Annotated in this window: 15 protein-coding genes; 9 read left to right on the plus strand and 6 right to left on the minus strand. The window is 65.6% G+C overall.

Going from position 1 to position 15,345, the window contains the following annotated elements:
• Nucleotides 1-264: 264 nt before the first annotated feature.
• Both IB256_RS20920 and IB256_RS20925 read right to left on the minus strand, forming a co-directional pair.
• Complete coding sequence (locus tag IB256_RS20920; protein ID WP_192289656.1) at nucleotides 265-1,644, minus strand: L-serine ammonia-lyase; 1,380 nt, start codon at nucleotides 1,642-1,644, stop codon at nucleotides 265-267.
• Nucleotides 1,645-1,967: 323 nt separating this feature from the next.
• The gene (locus IB256_RS20925) at nucleotides 1,968-2,747 is read right to left on the minus strand and encodes a helix-turn-helix transcriptional regulator (RefSeq protein ID WP_138212499.1); all 780 of its coding nucleotides are present in this window, start codon (nucleotides 2,745-2,747) and stop codon (nucleotides 1,968-1,970) included.
• A 150-nt stretch (nucleotides 2,748-2,897) separates the two neighbouring features.
• Between IB256_RS20925 and IB256_RS20930 the strand changes: the two genes are divergently transcribed.
• The 3 genes from IB256_RS20930 to IB256_RS20940 all read left to right on the plus strand — a co-directional run bounded on the left by IB256_RS20930 (nucleotide 2,898) and on the right by IB256_RS20940 (nucleotide 5,917).
• On the plus strand, nucleotides 2,898-3,719 hold the full coding sequence (locus IB256_RS20930; protein WP_192289654.1) for a carbon-nitrogen hydrolase family protein: 822 nt from the start codon (nucleotides 2,898-2,900) through the stop codon (nucleotides 3,717-3,719).
• A gap of 173 nt (nucleotides 3,720-3,892) precedes the next feature.
• A complete protein-coding gene (locus IB256_RS20935; protein WP_054911245.1) occupies nucleotides 3,893-5,215 on the plus strand; it encodes an APC family permease in 1,323 nt (440 codons plus the stop codon).
• Between the two features lie 57 nt (nucleotides 5,216-5,272).
• Complete coding sequence (locus IB256_RS20940; protein ID WP_192403950.1) at nucleotides 5,273-5,917, plus strand: glutathione S-transferase family protein; 645 nt, start codon at nucleotides 5,273-5,275, stop codon at nucleotides 5,915-5,917.
• 341 nt (nucleotides 5,918-6,258) lie between these two features.
• On the opposite strand, the gene metR is transcribed toward IB256_RS20940, so the two are convergent.
• Together metR and IB256_RS20950 are read right to left on the minus strand one after the other, a co-directional pair.
• Nucleotides 6,259-7,179 carry a transcriptional regulator MetR gene (gene metR, locus IB256_RS20945; protein ID WP_081517689.1) on the minus strand — a complete coding sequence of 307 codons (921 nt, stop codon included), beginning with the start codon at nucleotides 7,177-7,179 and terminating at the stop codon, nucleotides 6,259-6,261.
• 141 nt (nucleotides 7,180-7,320) lie between these two features.
• Nucleotides 7,321-7,764, minus strand: a complete 444-nt coding sequence (locus IB256_RS20950) for a CopD family copper resistance protein (RefSeq protein WP_192289652.1) — start codon at nucleotides 7,762-7,764, stop codon at nucleotides 7,321-7,323.
• Nucleotides 7,765-7,958: 194 nt separating this feature from the next.
• Between IB256_RS20950 and IB256_RS20955 the strand changes: the two genes are divergently transcribed.
• Nucleotides 7,959-8,969, plus strand: a complete 1,011-nt coding sequence (locus tag IB256_RS20955; protein WP_138212505.1) for an alpha/beta fold hydrolase — start codon at nucleotides 7,959-7,961, stop codon at nucleotides 8,967-8,969.
• Nucleotides 8,970-8,978: 9 nt separating this feature from the next.
• Here the strand turns inward: IB256_RS20955 and IB256_RS20960 are convergent, their stop codons facing one another.
• Together IB256_RS20960 and IB256_RS20965 are read right to left on the minus strand one after the other, a co-directional pair.
• Entirely contained in the window at nucleotides 8,979-9,542 is a 564-nt protein-coding gene (locus IB256_RS20960; protein WP_192289651.1) for a carboxymuconolactone decarboxylase family protein, read from the minus strand.
• Nucleotides 9,543-9,552: 10 nt separating this feature from the next.
• Nucleotides 9,553-10,881, minus strand: a complete 1,329-nt coding sequence (locus tag IB256_RS20965; protein WP_192289649.1) for an aspartate aminotransferase family protein — start codon at nucleotides 10,879-10,881, stop codon at nucleotides 9,553-9,555.
• Nucleotides 10,882-11,236: 355 nt separating this feature from the next.
• On the opposite strand from IB256_RS20965, the gene glnH reads away from it, so the two are divergent.
• Genes glnH through IB256_RS20990 form a run of 5 tightly spaced genes read left to right on the plus strand, consistent with a single transcriptional unit; the run spans nucleotide 11,237 to nucleotide 15,339 of the window.
• Complete coding sequence (gene glnH, locus IB256_RS20970) at nucleotides 11,237-11,980, plus strand: glutamine ABC transporter substrate-binding protein GlnH (RefSeq protein ID WP_192289647.1); 744 nt, start codon at nucleotides 11,237-11,239, stop codon at nucleotides 11,978-11,980.
• A 16-nt stretch (nucleotides 11,981-11,996) separates the two neighbouring features.
• Nucleotides 11,997-12,653 carry a glutamine ABC transporter permease GlnP gene (glnP, locus tag IB256_RS20975; RefSeq protein WP_081517695.1) on the plus strand — a complete coding sequence of 219 codons (657 nt, stop codon included), beginning with the start codon at nucleotides 11,997-11,999 and terminating at the stop codon, nucleotides 12,651-12,653.
• Nucleotides 12,650-13,372, plus strand: coding sequence for a glutamine ABC transporter ATP-binding protein GlnQ (gene glnQ / locus IB256_RS20980; RefSeq protein ID WP_192403952.1), 723 nt, complete (start codon nucleotides 12,650-12,652; stop codon nucleotides 13,370-13,372). The genes glnP and glnQ overlap by 4 nt, the downstream gene beginning before the upstream one ends.
• Nucleotides 13,373-13,381: 9 nt before the next feature.
• The gene (locus IB256_RS20985) at nucleotides 13,382-14,440 is read left to right on the plus strand and encodes a C45 family autoproteolytic acyltransferase/hydolase (protein WP_192403954.1); all 1,059 of its coding nucleotides are present in this window, start codon (nucleotides 13,382-13,384) and stop codon (nucleotides 14,438-14,440) included.
• Nucleotides 14,437-15,339: a MurR/RpiR family transcriptional regulator gene (locus IB256_RS20990; protein WP_081517697.1), complete on the plus strand. Its 903-nt coding sequence runs from the start codon at nucleotides 14,437-14,439 to the stop codon at nucleotides 15,337-15,339. Before IB256_RS20985 ends, IB256_RS20990 begins: the two co-directional genes overlap by 4 nt.
• Nucleotides 15,340-15,345: the final 6 nt, after the last annotated feature.

Genomic DNA, 15,345 nt, shown 5'->3' on the forward strand with positions numbered 1-15,345 from the left:
TTGGCCAAAAGGGCCGCCACAGAGCATGGCAGGCATCGCGCGAACGCGCCTGGGTAAAGGTCAATGCGGCGGACTTTCGGAAGTCTTTCTAGTTCTGGCGGGCATCGACGGTAGCCCGAAGTGGTGGAAAAAGAAAGCTAGCTAACGATTTTCACCGTGGCTGAGAAAGCTTGTTTCGGGCAGTGCAAGAACGGCGGAATGGGGGCCGGGCTGTTCGCGATCAGGGAGTAGGCGTCCCCTCGCTCCTACAACGAACCCTGGTGGTCAACAGGCAATCACATTCACCGCCAGCCCGCCCTTTGCGGTCTCCTTGTACTTGTCCATCATGTCGCGGCCAGTGTCGCGCAGGGTGTCGATGGCCTTGTCGAGGCTGACCAAATGCTGGCCGTCGCCGCGCAGGGCGAGCTGGGCGGCGTTGATGGCCTTGAGCGAGGCCATGGCGTTGCGTTCGATGCAGGGCACCTGGACCAGCCCGGCCACCGGGTCGCAGGTCAGGCCGAGGTTGTGCTCAAGGCCGATCTCGGCGGCGTTTTCCACCTGCTCCAGGCTGCCGCCCAACACTTCCGCCAGGCCCCCGGCAGCCATGGCGCAGGCTGATCCGACCTCGCCCTGGCAACCGACTTCGGCACCGGAGATGGAGGCGTTGAGCTTGCACAGGATGCCGATGGCGGCGGCGGTCAGCAGGTAGCGTTCGATTCCTTCGGCATTGGCGTGGGCGTCGTAGCGCGCGTAGTAATGCAGCACCGCCGGGACTATACCGGCCGCGCCGTTGGTGGGCGCGGTCACTACACGCCCGCCGGCGGCGTTCTCCTCGTTCACCGCCAGCGCCCAGAGGTCCACCCAGTCCAGCGCGCCGAGGGTGGTGGCGATCAGGTTGCCGCTGTCCGCCTCGTTGAGCCGTCGGAACAGCATGGGCGCACGGCGCCGCACCTTGAGGCCGCCGGGCAGCGTGCCTTCGGTCTCCAGCCCACGGTTCACGCAGGCCTGCATTTCATCCCAGATATGCGCAAGGCCCGCATGGATCTCCTCGTCGCTGCGCAATGCGCGTTCGTTGGCCCACATCAGGTCGCTGATGCGTTTGAAACCCTGCTCGTGGCACAGGCGCAGCAGTTCCTCGGCGCTGTGGAAGGGGTAGGGCATCGGGTTTCCCTGCAGGGCGCGGTCGGTGTTGAAGTCCTGAGCATCCACCACGAAGCCGCCGCCAACCGAATAGCAGATGCGCTCGGCCAGTAGTTCGCCGTTATCGTCCAGCGCCCGCAGGTGCAGGCCGTTGGGGTGAGCGGGCAGGCTGTTGTCGTGGAAGACCAGTTGGCGCGCCGGGTCGAAGTCGATCTCCTGCACGCCGCCCAGGCGCAGGCGATGGCGCAGCAGAATGTCGTCCACCTGCGGGGCGAGGGCGGCAGGATCGGCTTCTGCCGGGTCAATGCCGAGCAGGCCGATCAGGCAGGCGCGGTCGGTGGCGTGACCCTTGCCGGTGGCGCTGAGGGAGCCGTAGAGATGCACTTCCACGGCGGCGGTGCGCGGCAGCAGATCGTCGTCGCGCAGGCGGTCGACGAACTCGCGGGTGGCACGCATCGGCCCCACGGTGTGGGAGCTGGACGGCCCGACGCCGGGCTTGAACATGTCGAAGACGCTGAGGCTCATGGGCATTCCTCCTGCCCTCAAGCATGGACCCGCGTGGCCGGGAATGCTCACCGGCCGCTCGGCGGCTGGCGGTTACTCCTGGGTGCAACAGACATTTCCGGGTAGTCGGTGCCGCTACTTCCCCCTCACCCCAGCCCTCTCCCTCAGGGAGAGGGAGCAGTCCATACCGGCTGATGCCTTGGTTTCATCCTGCACCTGACGGTCCCCTCTCCCGCTTGCGGGAGAGGGTTAGGGTGAGGGGCTCTTGATCCTGCAGGAACAGATTTATCCTCGATCCACTCGAGCATGGCGTGGGGCCGTATGCGTGATTCGTTGTGACAGCCTCAGCCCTGCGCCTGCAGGAACAGCGAGAACAGCTCCGACTGCGACTTGATCCCCAGCTTGGAATACATGTGCTTGCGGTGGACCTTCACCGTCTCGGCGGAAATGGCCAGCTTGCGGGCGATTTCCTTGCTGGAGCAGCCGCTGAGCATCAGGCGGCCGACTTCCAGCTCGCGGGCGGTGAGCGGGGTTTCCATCTGTTGCGCGGTGGACTCCAGGCGGTTCTGCCAGCGCGGCGGCGGGGGAGCTTCCTGGACTTCGCGCTCGAAGGCCATGCGCTGGCGCATCAGCCCGGCGACCCAGGGCTGCACCAGGGCGAGCAGGGCGATCTGCTCCGGGGTGAAGCGGCCCTTGCTGCCCACCGAGCAGCAGAGCGTGCGCTCGACGTCGAGTTGTACGTTGATCTGCACTTCGTCGGCGACCACGTTCAAGCTGAAGTAGCGCTGGTAGTAATCGGTCTGCTCGAACATCTCCGGCGCCACGTCGTCCAGGCGGAACAGCCCGCTGCCGGGCGCTTCGCGGCTGGCGATGTAGAAGGGATCGAGCAGGTAGAGGCCCTTGAGGTAGTCCTGGAACAGCGGATCGGGGCCGCCGTCCTCGCCTGGGCATTCGGCAAAAACCTGGGGACGGCCGTCGCTGAAGAGCAGCACGACCCAGCTGTCGAACGGTACATACTGGCCTAGCAGGCGCACCAGCGAGGTCCAGAAGTTCGGCTTGTCCAGTGCCTCGATCAGTTGCCCGACCGAGCGGTGCCAGGCGATATCCTGAAGGGAAAGGCTCATGACTCTACCCCCGATGGGTTACCACGCGGGCGTAATTACCCGGTGATGGCACGCCCGGCATACTCGGTGGATGCCTTGAGCCGGCGCGGTGCGCATTCTGACCCTTTTGCATCGTCTGGTCACTGGAAGACAAGAATCCGAGGAAGCCCCATGAAAGTAGAACTCGTCCAACTCGCCGGCCGTGATGGCGACGTAGCCTGGAACCTGGCCCGCACCCTGGAGGCCATCCACGCCTGCGCCGACGACACCCAGTTGGTGGTGTTCCCCGAGACCCAGCTGACCGGCTTTCCCACCGAGCAGAACATCGCCGCCATCGCCGAGCCGCTGGACGGCCCCAGCGTGCAGGCCGTCCAGCAGGCCGCGCGGGAGAAGAACATCAGCGTCGCCGTGGGCTTCGCCGAAGCCGCTGAGGATGGCCGCTTCTACAACACCACGCTGCTGATCACCCCCGAAGGCATCGCCCTGAAGTACCGCAAGACGCACCTGTGGGCGTCGGACCGCGGCATCTTCACCCCCGGCGACCGTTACGCCACCTGTCTGTGGAACGGCGTCCGCGTCGGCATCGTGATCTGCTTCGACATCGAGTTCCCCGAGTCCGCCCGCGCCCTGGGCCAGCTTGGCGCCGAGCTGATCATCGTGACCAACGGCAACATGGACCCCTACGGCCCGACCCACCGCACCGCGATCATGGGCCGCGCCATGGAAAACCAGGCCTACGCGGTGATGGTCAACCGCGTCGGTGCAGGCGATGACGATCTGGTCTTTGCCGGCGGCAGCGCCGTGGTCGATCCCTACGGCCAACTGATCGTCGAAGCCGGCCGCGAAGAGTGCCGGCAGATCGTCGAGCTCGACTTCGAGCGCCTGGCGCAATCGCGCCGCGACTACAGCTACCTGGCCGAGCGCCGCTTCGTGCTGCCCGGTGAGATGCGCGAGCACGAAAGCGGTCTGCGCGAGCTGATCATTCCCGCCTGATTGTCCCATCCGGTCCGGCTGCTCTGGAGAGCGGCCGATGCCGGGGCGCAGGGCCGCGCCGACACAGCGTTATTCCACCATCGACGGGCGATCAGAACGCCCGCGAGGCCTGCGGGTGAGCGCAGGCCAGCACTTTGCACTGCCATAACAAACACAACGCGGAGTAAGCAGTAATGGCTCGACTGAAACGAACCCTGTCGCTGGGTTCGGTGGTGCTGTTCGGCATCGCCTACATGACCCCGATCATCGTCCTCGGCACCTTCGGCATTCTCGCCGACGTCACCCGCGGCGTAGTCCCCTCGGCCTACCTCGTCGCCTCCGTGGCCATGCTCTTCACCGCGCTCAGCTACGGGCGCATGGCCGCCGCCTTCCCGGTGGCCGGCTCCGCCTATACCTATGTGCGCAAGTCGATCAGCCCCAAGCTCGGCTTCCTCGCCGGCTGGGCGGTGCTGCTGGATTACCTGTTCCTGCCCATGGCCATCTGGCTGATCGGCGCGGCCTACCTGCATTCCGCGTTCCCAGCCGTGCCCCAGGCCCTGTGGGTGCTGGCCTTCATCGGCGTAACCACCGCGATCAACGTGGTCGGCCTGCGCCTGGCGAAGAACATCAACGGCGTGCTGATGCTGGTGCAGTTCCTCGTGCTGATCGCCTTCGTCGGCCTGGCCATCCACTACATCACCGGTGATGGCAGCCGTCCGCTGTGGACCCTGGAGCCCTTCCTCAAGGAAGGCACCCAGCTGCCGCTGATCATGGGTGGCGCGGCCATCGCCTGCTACTCCTTCCTGGGCTTCGACGCGGTCAGCACCCTGACCGAAGAAACCCACGAGCCGCGCAAGACCATTCCGCGCGCCATCCTGCTGATCACCCTGATCGGTGGCGGCATCTTCATCGCCGCCAGCTACTTCGTACAGCTGGCGCACCCGTCGGTGGAGTTCCAGAACGCCGATTCCGCCGCCTACGAAATCGCCCGCAACATCGGCGGCGACCTGTTCGTCAGCTTCTTCCTGATCGGCCTGATCGTCGGCCAGTTCACCTCCGGCCTGTCGGCCCAGGCCAGCGCCTCACGCCTGCTGTTCGCCATGGGCCGCGACGGCGTGCTGCCGCGCCCGTTCTTCGGCCGCATCAGCAAGCGTTTCGAAACCCCGGTGAACAGCATCGTGCTGTGCGGCGTGGTGGCCCTGCTGGCGCTGCACATGGACGTCACCACCTCCACCTCGTTCATCAACTTCGGCGCCTTCCTCGCCTTCAGCCTGGTGAACCTCTCGGTGATCTTCCACTATTACCTGAACGCCGAGCGCCGCGGCCTGCGCGAGCTGGTGCTGTTCCTGCTGTTCCCGCTGATCGGCCTGCTCGCCGACCTGTGGCTGATGGTCAGCCTCGATCACCTGGCCATCTGGCTCGGCGCGACCTGGCTGGTGCTCGGCGTGATCTACCTGGCGGTGATTACCAGCGGCTTCCGCCAGCAACCGCCGGAGATGCATTTCGAGGAGGCGTGAGCCCCGCGCGGGGCTATGCTGGGGACTCCGAGCCGTGATGCCCGAGGAGATCCCGCCATGCCCCGCCTCACCCTCTACCATTCGCCCCAGACACGCTCCAGCGGCACCCTGGTGCTGCTGGAGGAACTGGGCGCCGAGTACGACCTCGAACTGATCAACATGAAGGCCGGCGAGCAGCGCAAGCCGGAGTTCCTGGCGCTCAACCCGTTGGGCAAGGTCCCGGCGATCCGCCTCGGCGAGTCGCTGGTCACCGAGCAGGGCGCCATCTTCATCTACCTCGCCGACCTGTTCCCCCGGGCGAATCTCGCTCCTGCCCTCGACGACCCCTTGCGCGGCCCCTACCTGCGCTGGCTGGTGTTCTATGGCTCCAGCTTCGAGCCGGCCATTGTCGACCGTGCCCTGAAACGCGATGCCGCCCCGCAGGCCATCAGTCCCTACGGCGATTACGACAGCGTGATGCGCGCCCTCGCCGAGCAGCTGGAAACCGGCCCCTACCTGCTGGGCAACCGCATGACCGCCGCCGACGTCCTCTGGGGTGCGGCCCTGCGCTGGACCATCGGCTTCGGTGTGGTGCCCAAGCTGCCGGTGTTCGAGCGCTATGTGGAGCTGGTGACGTCGCGCCCGGCCTTCAAACGCGTGTGGGAACGGGATGTGCAGTGGGCGGAAGAACACACCCGCGTGGCGGAAGCGAAAGCGCCCTGATATCCGGTAAAGGGCCGGTCCAGGGGCATAGAAGGGTTTCGGCCAGTCGTGGCGGTCCTGGTGCGATCTGCGGAATCGGTCTCAGGTAGTGTGGGAAAGTTCTTTTTTCCGTGTGGCCTTATTTTCCGTCGAAGCGCGCCGGTCAATGATTGCCCTAACGCCGCGTAACCCCATCACACGGCGCCGCTGGAACCATAAGAACCATAGGTGTTGATCGGTTATGTCCCCCGATGGCCCATCCGCAAGGATGGGCCTTTTTTCTGGGGAAACGATTTTCGTCAGGCAGCCTTGAACGCTCACAGGGGGGGCCGCAGAGAGCGTGAGCGATCGGAGAGTCCGCGTCAGTTCTTTGCCGCGCTGACGCCTTCCAGGGTGGCGAAGGACGTGTCCTTCGCGGTCAGCAGGAAATCGCGCATGAACGGTGCATCCAGCATGTCGGCACGAATGGCGGCGAACAGGGTGCAGTACAGGCCTTTTTCCCCCAGGCGCTTGGCGGTCACGTAGCCCCGCGAACTGTACTCATGCAGCGCCCAGTTGGGCAGGCTGCAGACGCCGCGTCCGGACGCCACCAACTGCATCATCATCACCGTCAGCTCCGAGGTGCGTACCTGCGCCGGTTCGACGTCGGCGGGTTCGAGGAAGCGGGTGAAGATGTCCAGGCGGTCGCGCTCGATGGGGTAGGTAATCAGCGTCAGGTTGGCCAGGTCTTCCGGGACGATGAACGACTTGCCGGCCAGCGCATGGTGGTTGTCCACCGCCAGCAGTGCCTCGTAGGTAAACAGTGGCACGTAGGTGATGCCGGCGATGTCCACCGGGTCGGAAGTCACCACCAGGTCCAGGTCGCCGCGGGCCAGCGCCGGCAGCGGCGCGAAGGAGAATCCGGAGGCGAGGTCCAGCTCCACTTCCGGCCAGGCGTCGCGGAACTGGTCGATGGTCGGCATCAGCCACTGGAAGCAGCTGTGGCACTCGATGGCCATGTGCAGACGGCCGGCGGTACCGCCGGCCAGGCGCGCCAGGTCACGCTCGGCGCCGCGCAGCTGCGGCAGCACGGCGTCGGCCAGCTGCAGCAGGCGCAGGCCGGCGCTGGTGAAACGCACCGGCTTGGTCTTGCGGATGAACAGGGACAGGCCGAGGCGCTCCTCCAGTTCCTTGAACTGGTGGGACAGGGCGGACTGCGTCAGGTGCAGACGCTCGGCGGCCTCCACCAGGCTGTCGGCTTCGCGCAGGGCATGCAGGGTTTTCAGGTGACGGAGTTCAAGCATGGCGCGGCCTCGCCTCACTATGAGGAAATCTTGATAAAACGGCAGAACAATTGAGCTGCTCTCATGATAAGCCGGTGACTGGCACTTCACCAGCACGCATTCGCCAGCCCGCCTTACCGGGCTGGAGCCGCCGGACGGGAGTCACCAGCTCAGGTAGAACATGCCCTTGGCCAGCAGCACGATCAGCACCACGTGGGCGAACACGCTGTAATGGATGCGCCGGGAGCGCTGGCCGGTCATGCGCCCGACTCGGAAGGAGTACATGGCGAAGAGGAAATGGCCCAGAACGCTGGTGGCCAGCAGCAGCTTGAAGCTGAGCAGCGTAGCGAAGGGCGATGCCAGCGGGGCGACCAGCAGCGGTGCGTAACGCAGGTGCAGCATGCCCAGACCGCTGCCGAACAGGGTCAGGATCACCCAGGGCATCACCCGGCGCAGGCGACGGCCCAGCGCACCCTCGACCATTTTCATCGCCCGTGCCGGGACATGGCGGTGGACGCTTTCCAGGATCAGCACTTCGAAGAACACCGTGCCGACGAACATGATCGCGGCGAACAGGTGCAGCACCAGCAGGATGGGGTAGGCCATGAGGAAACTTCCGAGCGGGGGTTTCCTATCTTCGCCAGTGCAAGGGGCGACCTCCCTTGATCCGGATCATGGGAAGGTCCGTCGGTGACCGCTCAGCGCCTTTCATCAAACTGTCACGGACCTGTGGCAGAGCGAGCGACGGAAATTCATCAGAATCGCGCTCAACTGGGGTTTTGCGTTCCGGATTTTCACTCATGCGTGCTTTCCTGCTGGCAGTCGCACTTTGCTGCGGCCTGTCCTCTCTTTCTTTTGCCGATCGGGCGGTTGCCGCCGATCGCTGCGATGCGCGGGTGCCGACCGAACTGGTCGACCTGGGTGACGTGCGCCTGGCGTACCAGAGCATCGGTCGTCCGCAGGACCCGACGCTGCTGCTGGTCATGGGCCTGGGCGGCCAGTTGATCCACTGGCCGGACGAAGTGGTCGAGGCGCTCTGCCAGCAAGGTTTCCGGGTGATCCGCTACGACAACCGCGATGTCGGGCTGTCTTCCTGGCGCGTTCCTGTGCCCAGCGGCAACCTGACCTACGAAGTCATTCGCTATCGCCTCGGCCTGCCCGTGAGTGCGCCCTACAGCCTGACCGACATGGCCGGCGACGCGCTGCACCTGCTGGACGCGCTGCATGTCGAGCGCGCCCATGTGCTGGGCGCGAGCATGGGCGGGATGATTGCCCAGCACGTGGCCGACATGGCGCCCGACCGGGTGATCAGCCTGACGCTGGTAATGACCAGTTCCGGCGCAGAAGGCCTGCCGGCTCCCAGCGAGTCATTGCTGCGCCTGCTCGCCCGGCGCGAAGCGGCCAGTCGCGAACAGGCCATCGAGCAGCAGGCGGATTTGCTGGCGGCCCTTGGCAGCCCGGAAGTGCGCGATGATCGTCAACAGTTGCTGCAGCAGGCGGCGCGTTCCTACGATCGTGCCTTCAACCCGGAAGGCGTGCAGCGGCAGATGCTGGCGATCCTCGCCGAGCCGAGCCGGGTGGAGCTGCTCAATCGCCTGAACGTACCGACCCTGGTGGTCCACGGCACCGCCGACCCGCTACTGCCCGTAATGCACGGCGTACACGTGGCGGCGCACATCCGCGGTTCGGTACTCAAGCTGATTCCCGGCATGGCGCACCGCTTCCAGGAAGACTTCAAGGAACCGCTGCTGGGCGCTGTGCTGCCTTACCTGCGCGAACATCAGGGCGGCGGTCACGTCGCACAACTCTGATCGCCTGCCTCAGGGTTCGCTGAACGGCAGTGGCGCCTCGGTTTCGCGCCGCACCGAGAACGCGTTGAGCGTCATGGCCACCAGAGCGTAGTAGCCGAAGATTCCCACCAGCTCCACCAGCCCGGCCTCACCGAAGCTGGCCGTGGCTTCTTCGTACAGCGTCTGGTCGATGCGTCGGGTTTCGTACAGCGAGCGGCCCAGGCGATGGATCAGGCGTTCGTCTTCGCGCTGGAAGTCCGGTGTCCGATTCTGCCGCAAGGCCTCGATCACTTCGTCGCTGAGGCCGGCCTGGCGCGCGATGGGTTCGTGGATCTGCCATTCCGCCTGGGATTGCCACCAGGCCGCGGTGACCAGGATCGCCAGTTCGCTCAGCCGCAGTTCCAGGCGTGTGCCGTAGCGGCAGAAGGCGCCGAGCTTCTGGGCGTTGTCCGCCAGTCCGGGACTGTGCACCCAGGCCAGGAACGGGCCGTCCAGATTGCCGCGCGGACCGCTGAGGATCTCCTGCAATACGCGGCGCTGGTCGTCGTCCATGTTGGCGTCGGACAGCGGGGTCAGGCGTGAGTCGATTTTCATGTGAGGTCCTTCAGAGGCTGCCAATGGCCTTGACGATGGCACGCTGCAGCTTTTCAGTCAGTTCATCCAGCTGCGCTTCTTCGAGGATGAAGGGTGGGGCCAGCAGGATGTGGTCGCCGCGGCGGCCATCCAGCGTGCCGCCCATGGGGTAGCACATCAGGCCTTCCTGCATGGCGGCCTTCTTGATCCGTGCGTGCAGTTTCGCTTCGGCGGGGAAGGGCGTCTTGCCGGCGCGCTCGGCCACCAGTTCCACTCCCTGGAATAGCCCGCGACCGCGAATGTCACCGACGTTGGGATGCTCGCCAAGGGCGCTGCGCAGGCGTTGCTGCAGCTGTTCGCCCAGCTCCCGCACGCGTGGCAGCAGGTTGCGCTGTTCGATGGTCTTCTGCACGGCCAGGGCGGCGGCGCAGGCGGTGGCATGGCCGATATAGGTGTGGCCGTGCTGGAAGAAGCCCGAGCCGTTGGCGATGGCGTCGTGGATACGCTGGCTGACCAGGGTGGCGCCAATGGGCTGGTAGCCGGCACCCAGGCCCTTGGCGATGGTGATCAGGTCGGCGCTGATGCCTTCCTGTTCGGCGGCGAACAGGCTGCCGGTACGGCCCATGCCGCACATTACTTCGTCGAGGATCAGCAGCACGCCATAGCGGTCGCAGATTTCCCGCACGCGCCTGAAGTAGCCCGGCACGGCGGTCACCGCGCCCAGCGTGGCGCCCACCACCGGCTCGGCGACGAAGGCCATGACCTTGTCCGGACCGAGGTTGAGGATTTCCGTTTCCAGTTCCCGTGCCAGGCGTTCGCCGTAGGCTTCCGGCGTTTCGCCTTCGGCCTGGTCGCGATAGGCGTAGCAGGGGCTGACGTGGCTGACATCGATCAGCAGCGGCTGGAACTGCTGGCGCCGCCAGGCGTTGCCGCCGGCCGCCAGGGCGCCGAGGGTGTTGCCGTGGTAGCTCTGGCGGCGGGCGATCAGGTGTGTGCGCTGTGGCTGGCCGATCTCCACGAAGTACTGGCGGGCCAGCTTGAGCGCCGCCTCTACCGCTTCCGAACCGCCGGAAACGAAGTACACCGAGCGCATCCCGGCCGGGGCGCGGGCGATCAGGAAGTCGGCCAGTTCTTCCATTGGCTCGCTGGTGAAGAAGGAGGTATGGGCGTAGGCCAGGGTGCCGATCTGCCGGCGTACCGCTTCGATCACTTCGGCGTCGCTGTGCCCCAGGCAGGACACCGCGGCTCCGCCGCTGGCGTCGAGGTAGCGACGGCCCTCGCTGTCGATCAGGTAGGCGCCGTCGCCGCGAACGGCCGTGGGGTAGGACTGGATGAGGCTGCGGTGCAGGACGTGGCTCATGGTGACCTCCTGGGGTTTGCGCAAATATTAAATGCATTTTCGTTCTTGGCAAATTTTTCTTGCGAAGAATGGTATTGCTCTACATTTGGCTAATGCGCGTCCTGCGGTGCTTTTCTTCGATTTTCCGGGTGCATCAGGCGGGGCGTGAGGTGTTTTGGGGTGGGAAAAATACTTGCAAATAAATTTAATGCATGTTTATTTTGCACAAAAGCACGCAAGTGCATGCAGCCCCTGACGGGGGTTAGCCGCTCAAAACAATAAAGTCCGGGCCCAGGCCCGTTGCATCGAACTGCCGCTAATGCGCGCCAGCCCCAGGGCATGGCGCATCCCGCCGTCCCGCAAGAGGAAGTCCTGCATGAAAAAGCTGCTGCAAGCCTCGTTCGCCGCTCTCTCCCTGTTCGCCGCCAGCCAGTCGATGGCTGCCGACAAGGAGCTGCTGATCGCCACCGATACCGCCTTCGTTCCCTTCGAGTTCAAACAGGGCGACCAGTACGTCGGCTTCGACATCGATCTCTGGGCAGCCATCGCCAAGGAGATGGGCGTGAGCTACCAGCTCAAGCCGATGGACTTCAACGGCATCATCCCCGCGCTGCAGACCCGCAACGTCGATGCGGCCCTGGCCGGCATCACCATCAAGGAAGACCGCAAGCAGGTCATCGACTTCTCCGACGGCTACTACGACAGCGGCTTCCTGCTGATGGTCAAGGCCGATAACGACAGCATCAAGAGCTCTGCCGACATTGCCGGCAAGAGCCTGGCGGTGAAGAGCGGCACCTCCTCGGCGGACTACGCCAAGGCCAATCTGAAGGCCGGCGACCTGCGCCAGTTCCCCAACGTCGACAACGCCTACCTGGAGCTGCGCACCGGCCGCGTCGATGCCGCGATGCACGACACTCCCAACGTCCTCTACTACATCAAGACCGCCGGCGACGGGCAGGTGAAGGCCGTGGGCGAGCAGATGATGGCGCAGCAGTACGGCATCGGTTTCCCCAAGGGCAGCGAGCTGCGCGAGCCGGTGAACGCGGCGCTGAAGAAGCTGCGTGAGGACGGCACCTATGCGCAGATCTACCGCAAGTGGTTCGGCACCGACCCGAAATAAGACGAGGTAGGCATCCATGCATTTTCAATGGTCCGCCATCTGGGACGCGTTGCCGGTGCTGCTCGAGGGCGCCCGGCTGACCCTGTGGATATCCATTCTCGGTCTGATCGGCGGCGCGGTGATCGGCCTGGTGGCCGGTGTCGGCCGCGCCTACGGCGGCTTCATCGGCAGTCGCGCGGCGCTGGTGTTCGTCGAGCTGATCCGTGGCACGCCGATCATGGTCCAGGTGATGTTCATCTACTTCGCTCTGCCGCTGATGATCCCGGTGCGCATCGATCCGTTCAGCGCAGCGGTGGTCACCATCATGATCAACTCCGGCGCCTACATCGCCGAGATTACCCGCGGTGCGCTGCTCTCGGTGAACAAGGGCTTCCGTGAGGCGGGGCTGGCGCTGGGGCTTTCCGGACGCGATACGCTGCGCTATGTGATCGCTCCGCTGGCCTTCCGGCGGATGATCCCGGCGCTGGGCAACCAGTGGATCGTGAGCATCAAGGACACCTCGCTGTTCATCGTCATCGGCGTCGCCGAACTGACTCGCCAGGGGCAGGAGGTGATCGCCGGCAACTTCCGCGCGATGGAAATCTGGTCGGCGGTGGCGGTGATCTACCTGGTTATCACCCTGGTGTTGAGTTACGTGCTGCGGCGCATGGAATCGAGGCTGAAGATCCTATGATCGAGTTCAAGCAGGTCGCCAAGCACTTTGGCGAGACCAAGGTGCTCCACGACATCAACCTGAAGATCGGCAGCGGCGAGGTGGTCGTCATCATCGGCCCTTCCGGCTCCGGCAAATCGACGCTGCTGCGCTGCATCAACAAGCTCGAAGTGATCACCGACGGCCAGTTGTTCGTCGATGGCATGGAGGTCAACGACCCGAAGGTGGACGAGCGCCTGATCCGCCAGGAGGCGGGGATGGTGTTCCAGCAGTTCCACCTGTTCCCGCAGATGACCGCGCTGGAAAACGTCGCCTTCGGGCCGATCCGCGTGCGCGGGGCGAAGAAGGCGGACGCCGAGGCGCTGGCGCGTACGCTGCTGGCGAAGGTGGGGCTCTCCGAGCGCGCCGGGCACTATCCGTCGGAGTTGTCCGGCGGCCAGCAGCAGCGCGTGGCCATCGCCCGCGCGCTGGCGGTGAAGCCCAAGCTGATGCTGTTCGACGAGCCCACCTCGGCGCTCGACCCCGAGCTGCGCCATGAAGTGCTGCAGGTGATGAAGGACCTGGCGGAGGAGGGCATGACCATGGTCATCGTCACCCACGAGATCGACTTCGCCCGCAAGGTCGCCTCGCGGCTGATCTTCATCGACCAGGGCCGCATCACCGAGGACGGCGACCCCGCCAGCCTGATCGGCCACCCCACCAGCCCGCGCCTGCGGGAGTTCCTGCAACATGTCGCCTGAGGTGCGCCGATGATCCTGCAACCCCTGAAACTGGGCGGCAGCCCGTATGACATCGGCCTGGGGCTGGGCCGCTTCGGCCGCGATGCGGTGCATCAGCGCCTTCGCCCGCTGCCACTGTGGCGGAGCCTCGCGGCCCTGGCCGGAGCGGGCGTGGCGAAAGCCATGCAGGCGCAGGTCGAGGCCGACTTCCCGCGTATCTGGGAGGAAATCCGCGGCCTGGCCGATGGACTGGAACTGCCGGTCGAGGAAGTCTTCCTGTGGAATTGCCGCGGCGACTTCGTGAGCCCGCAGAGCGTGGATGGCTGCACCACGGTGTTCGGGCCGACCGCCGACGGCTGGCTGATCGCCCACAACGAAGACGGCCTGCCCTCCCTTGAGGGTGCCTGCGGCCTGCTGCAGGCCACGCCGGAGCAAGGCATGGCTTTCACCAGCTTCGTTTACCCCGGCTCCATTCCCGGCCACACCTTCGCAGTGAATGCTGCCGGGCTGGTCAGTACGGTGAACAACATCCGCCCGACCCGCATCCCGACCGGCCTGCCGCGTCAGGTACTGGCCCGTGCGGTGCTGGATTGCGCCAGCCTGGATGAGGCGGTCGACGTGCTCTCCCGCGCAGGCCGCGCCGGTGCCTTCCACCATGCCCTCGGGCAGGTCGGCTCGGCTCATCTGCTGAGCGTCGAAGCCTGCTCGGCCGGCGTGGTGGTGCGCAAGGTGCGGCGTCCCGGCGGGCACTCCAACCATTTGCTGGATGCCGGGCTGCACGCCGCCGGCCAGCGCATCACCGGCAGTTCCGGCAGCCGCCAGTGCCGCGTCGACGGGTTGCTGGGGGAGGGCGGCGGTCTGCTCGACGAGGCCCGCGCGCTGGCTATCCTGCGCGATGGCGCTGATCCCGAGCTACCGATCTACCGTCGCGCGGCGGACGACCCGGACGATGAGAACACCCTGGCCACCGCCGTGTTTCTCATCGGCGCGAACTCGGTAGAATGGCGCGTCTACTGCCAGCCGGACGTCCAGCACGTGGAAAGCGCCGGCAGTACCCGTCCTCCTTCCGCCAACGGACCTGCCCGATGACCCAAGCGCCCGCCGCACTGCCCGATAACCTGGGAGCCCTCAAGCAGCTGCTGGAGGCTATCGAGCGCGGTGAGTCGGGCATCTCCCTGGGCGGCAGTTCGCGGCGGGTGCTGGCTGCCTTGATCGAGGCGCCGCAGCGCACCGCGGTGTCCTCCATCAGCGAGCTGGCGGAGCAGCTCGGGGTGAATGCCTCGACCTTGTCGCGCCTGGCCCAGCGCCTGGGCTATGGCGGTTTCAGCAAGTTCCAGGACCTGTTCCGCCGCGAGCTGACCGAGGGCAAGAATTTCTACAGCGACCAGGCCTCGCGCCTGCTGCTGACTCCCGCCGACACCACATTGTCGCGCCTGACCCGGCTGGGCCGGCAGGAAAGCACCAACATCGCCAGCCTGATCGAGCAGGTGGAGCCGGAAGTGTTCTCACGCGTGGTGGAGCTTCTCGCCAGCGCGCGTCGCGTACGAATCCATGGCATGCGCCAGTTCACTTCGCTGGCCCTGTTCATGTCTTACGGCCTGGGCATGCTGCGCCAGGACGTGGCAGCGCTGGATGCCAGCCGCCAGGGCGTAGCCGATGCGTTGGCGCAACTGGATGCCGGCGATGTGCTGGTGGTCGCCAGCTGCTTTCCCTACACGCCCAGCGTGCTGGCCACGGCGGAAGTCGCCGCGCGCCATGGCATCGAGGTCGTGGCTCTGACCGATTCCTCCAGCTCGCCATTGGCGAAGGTGGCGCGGCACAGCTTCTATGTGCCCAACCACAGCCTCTTCTACAGCAACAGCATGTGCGCGTTCATGCTGCTGGCGCAGGGCTTGTTGAGCGAGGTGGCGGGGCGACTGGGCGAAAGCGCGCTGGAGTCACTGCGCCAGCGCGAAGAACTGATCAGCGAGCTGAACGCGTCGCTCTGAGGCGAC

The organism is Pseudomonas sp. PDM17 (assembly GCF_014851985.1).
Classification (GTDB): Bacteria; Pseudomonadota; Gammaproteobacteria; order Pseudomonadales; family Pseudomonadaceae; genus Pseudomonas.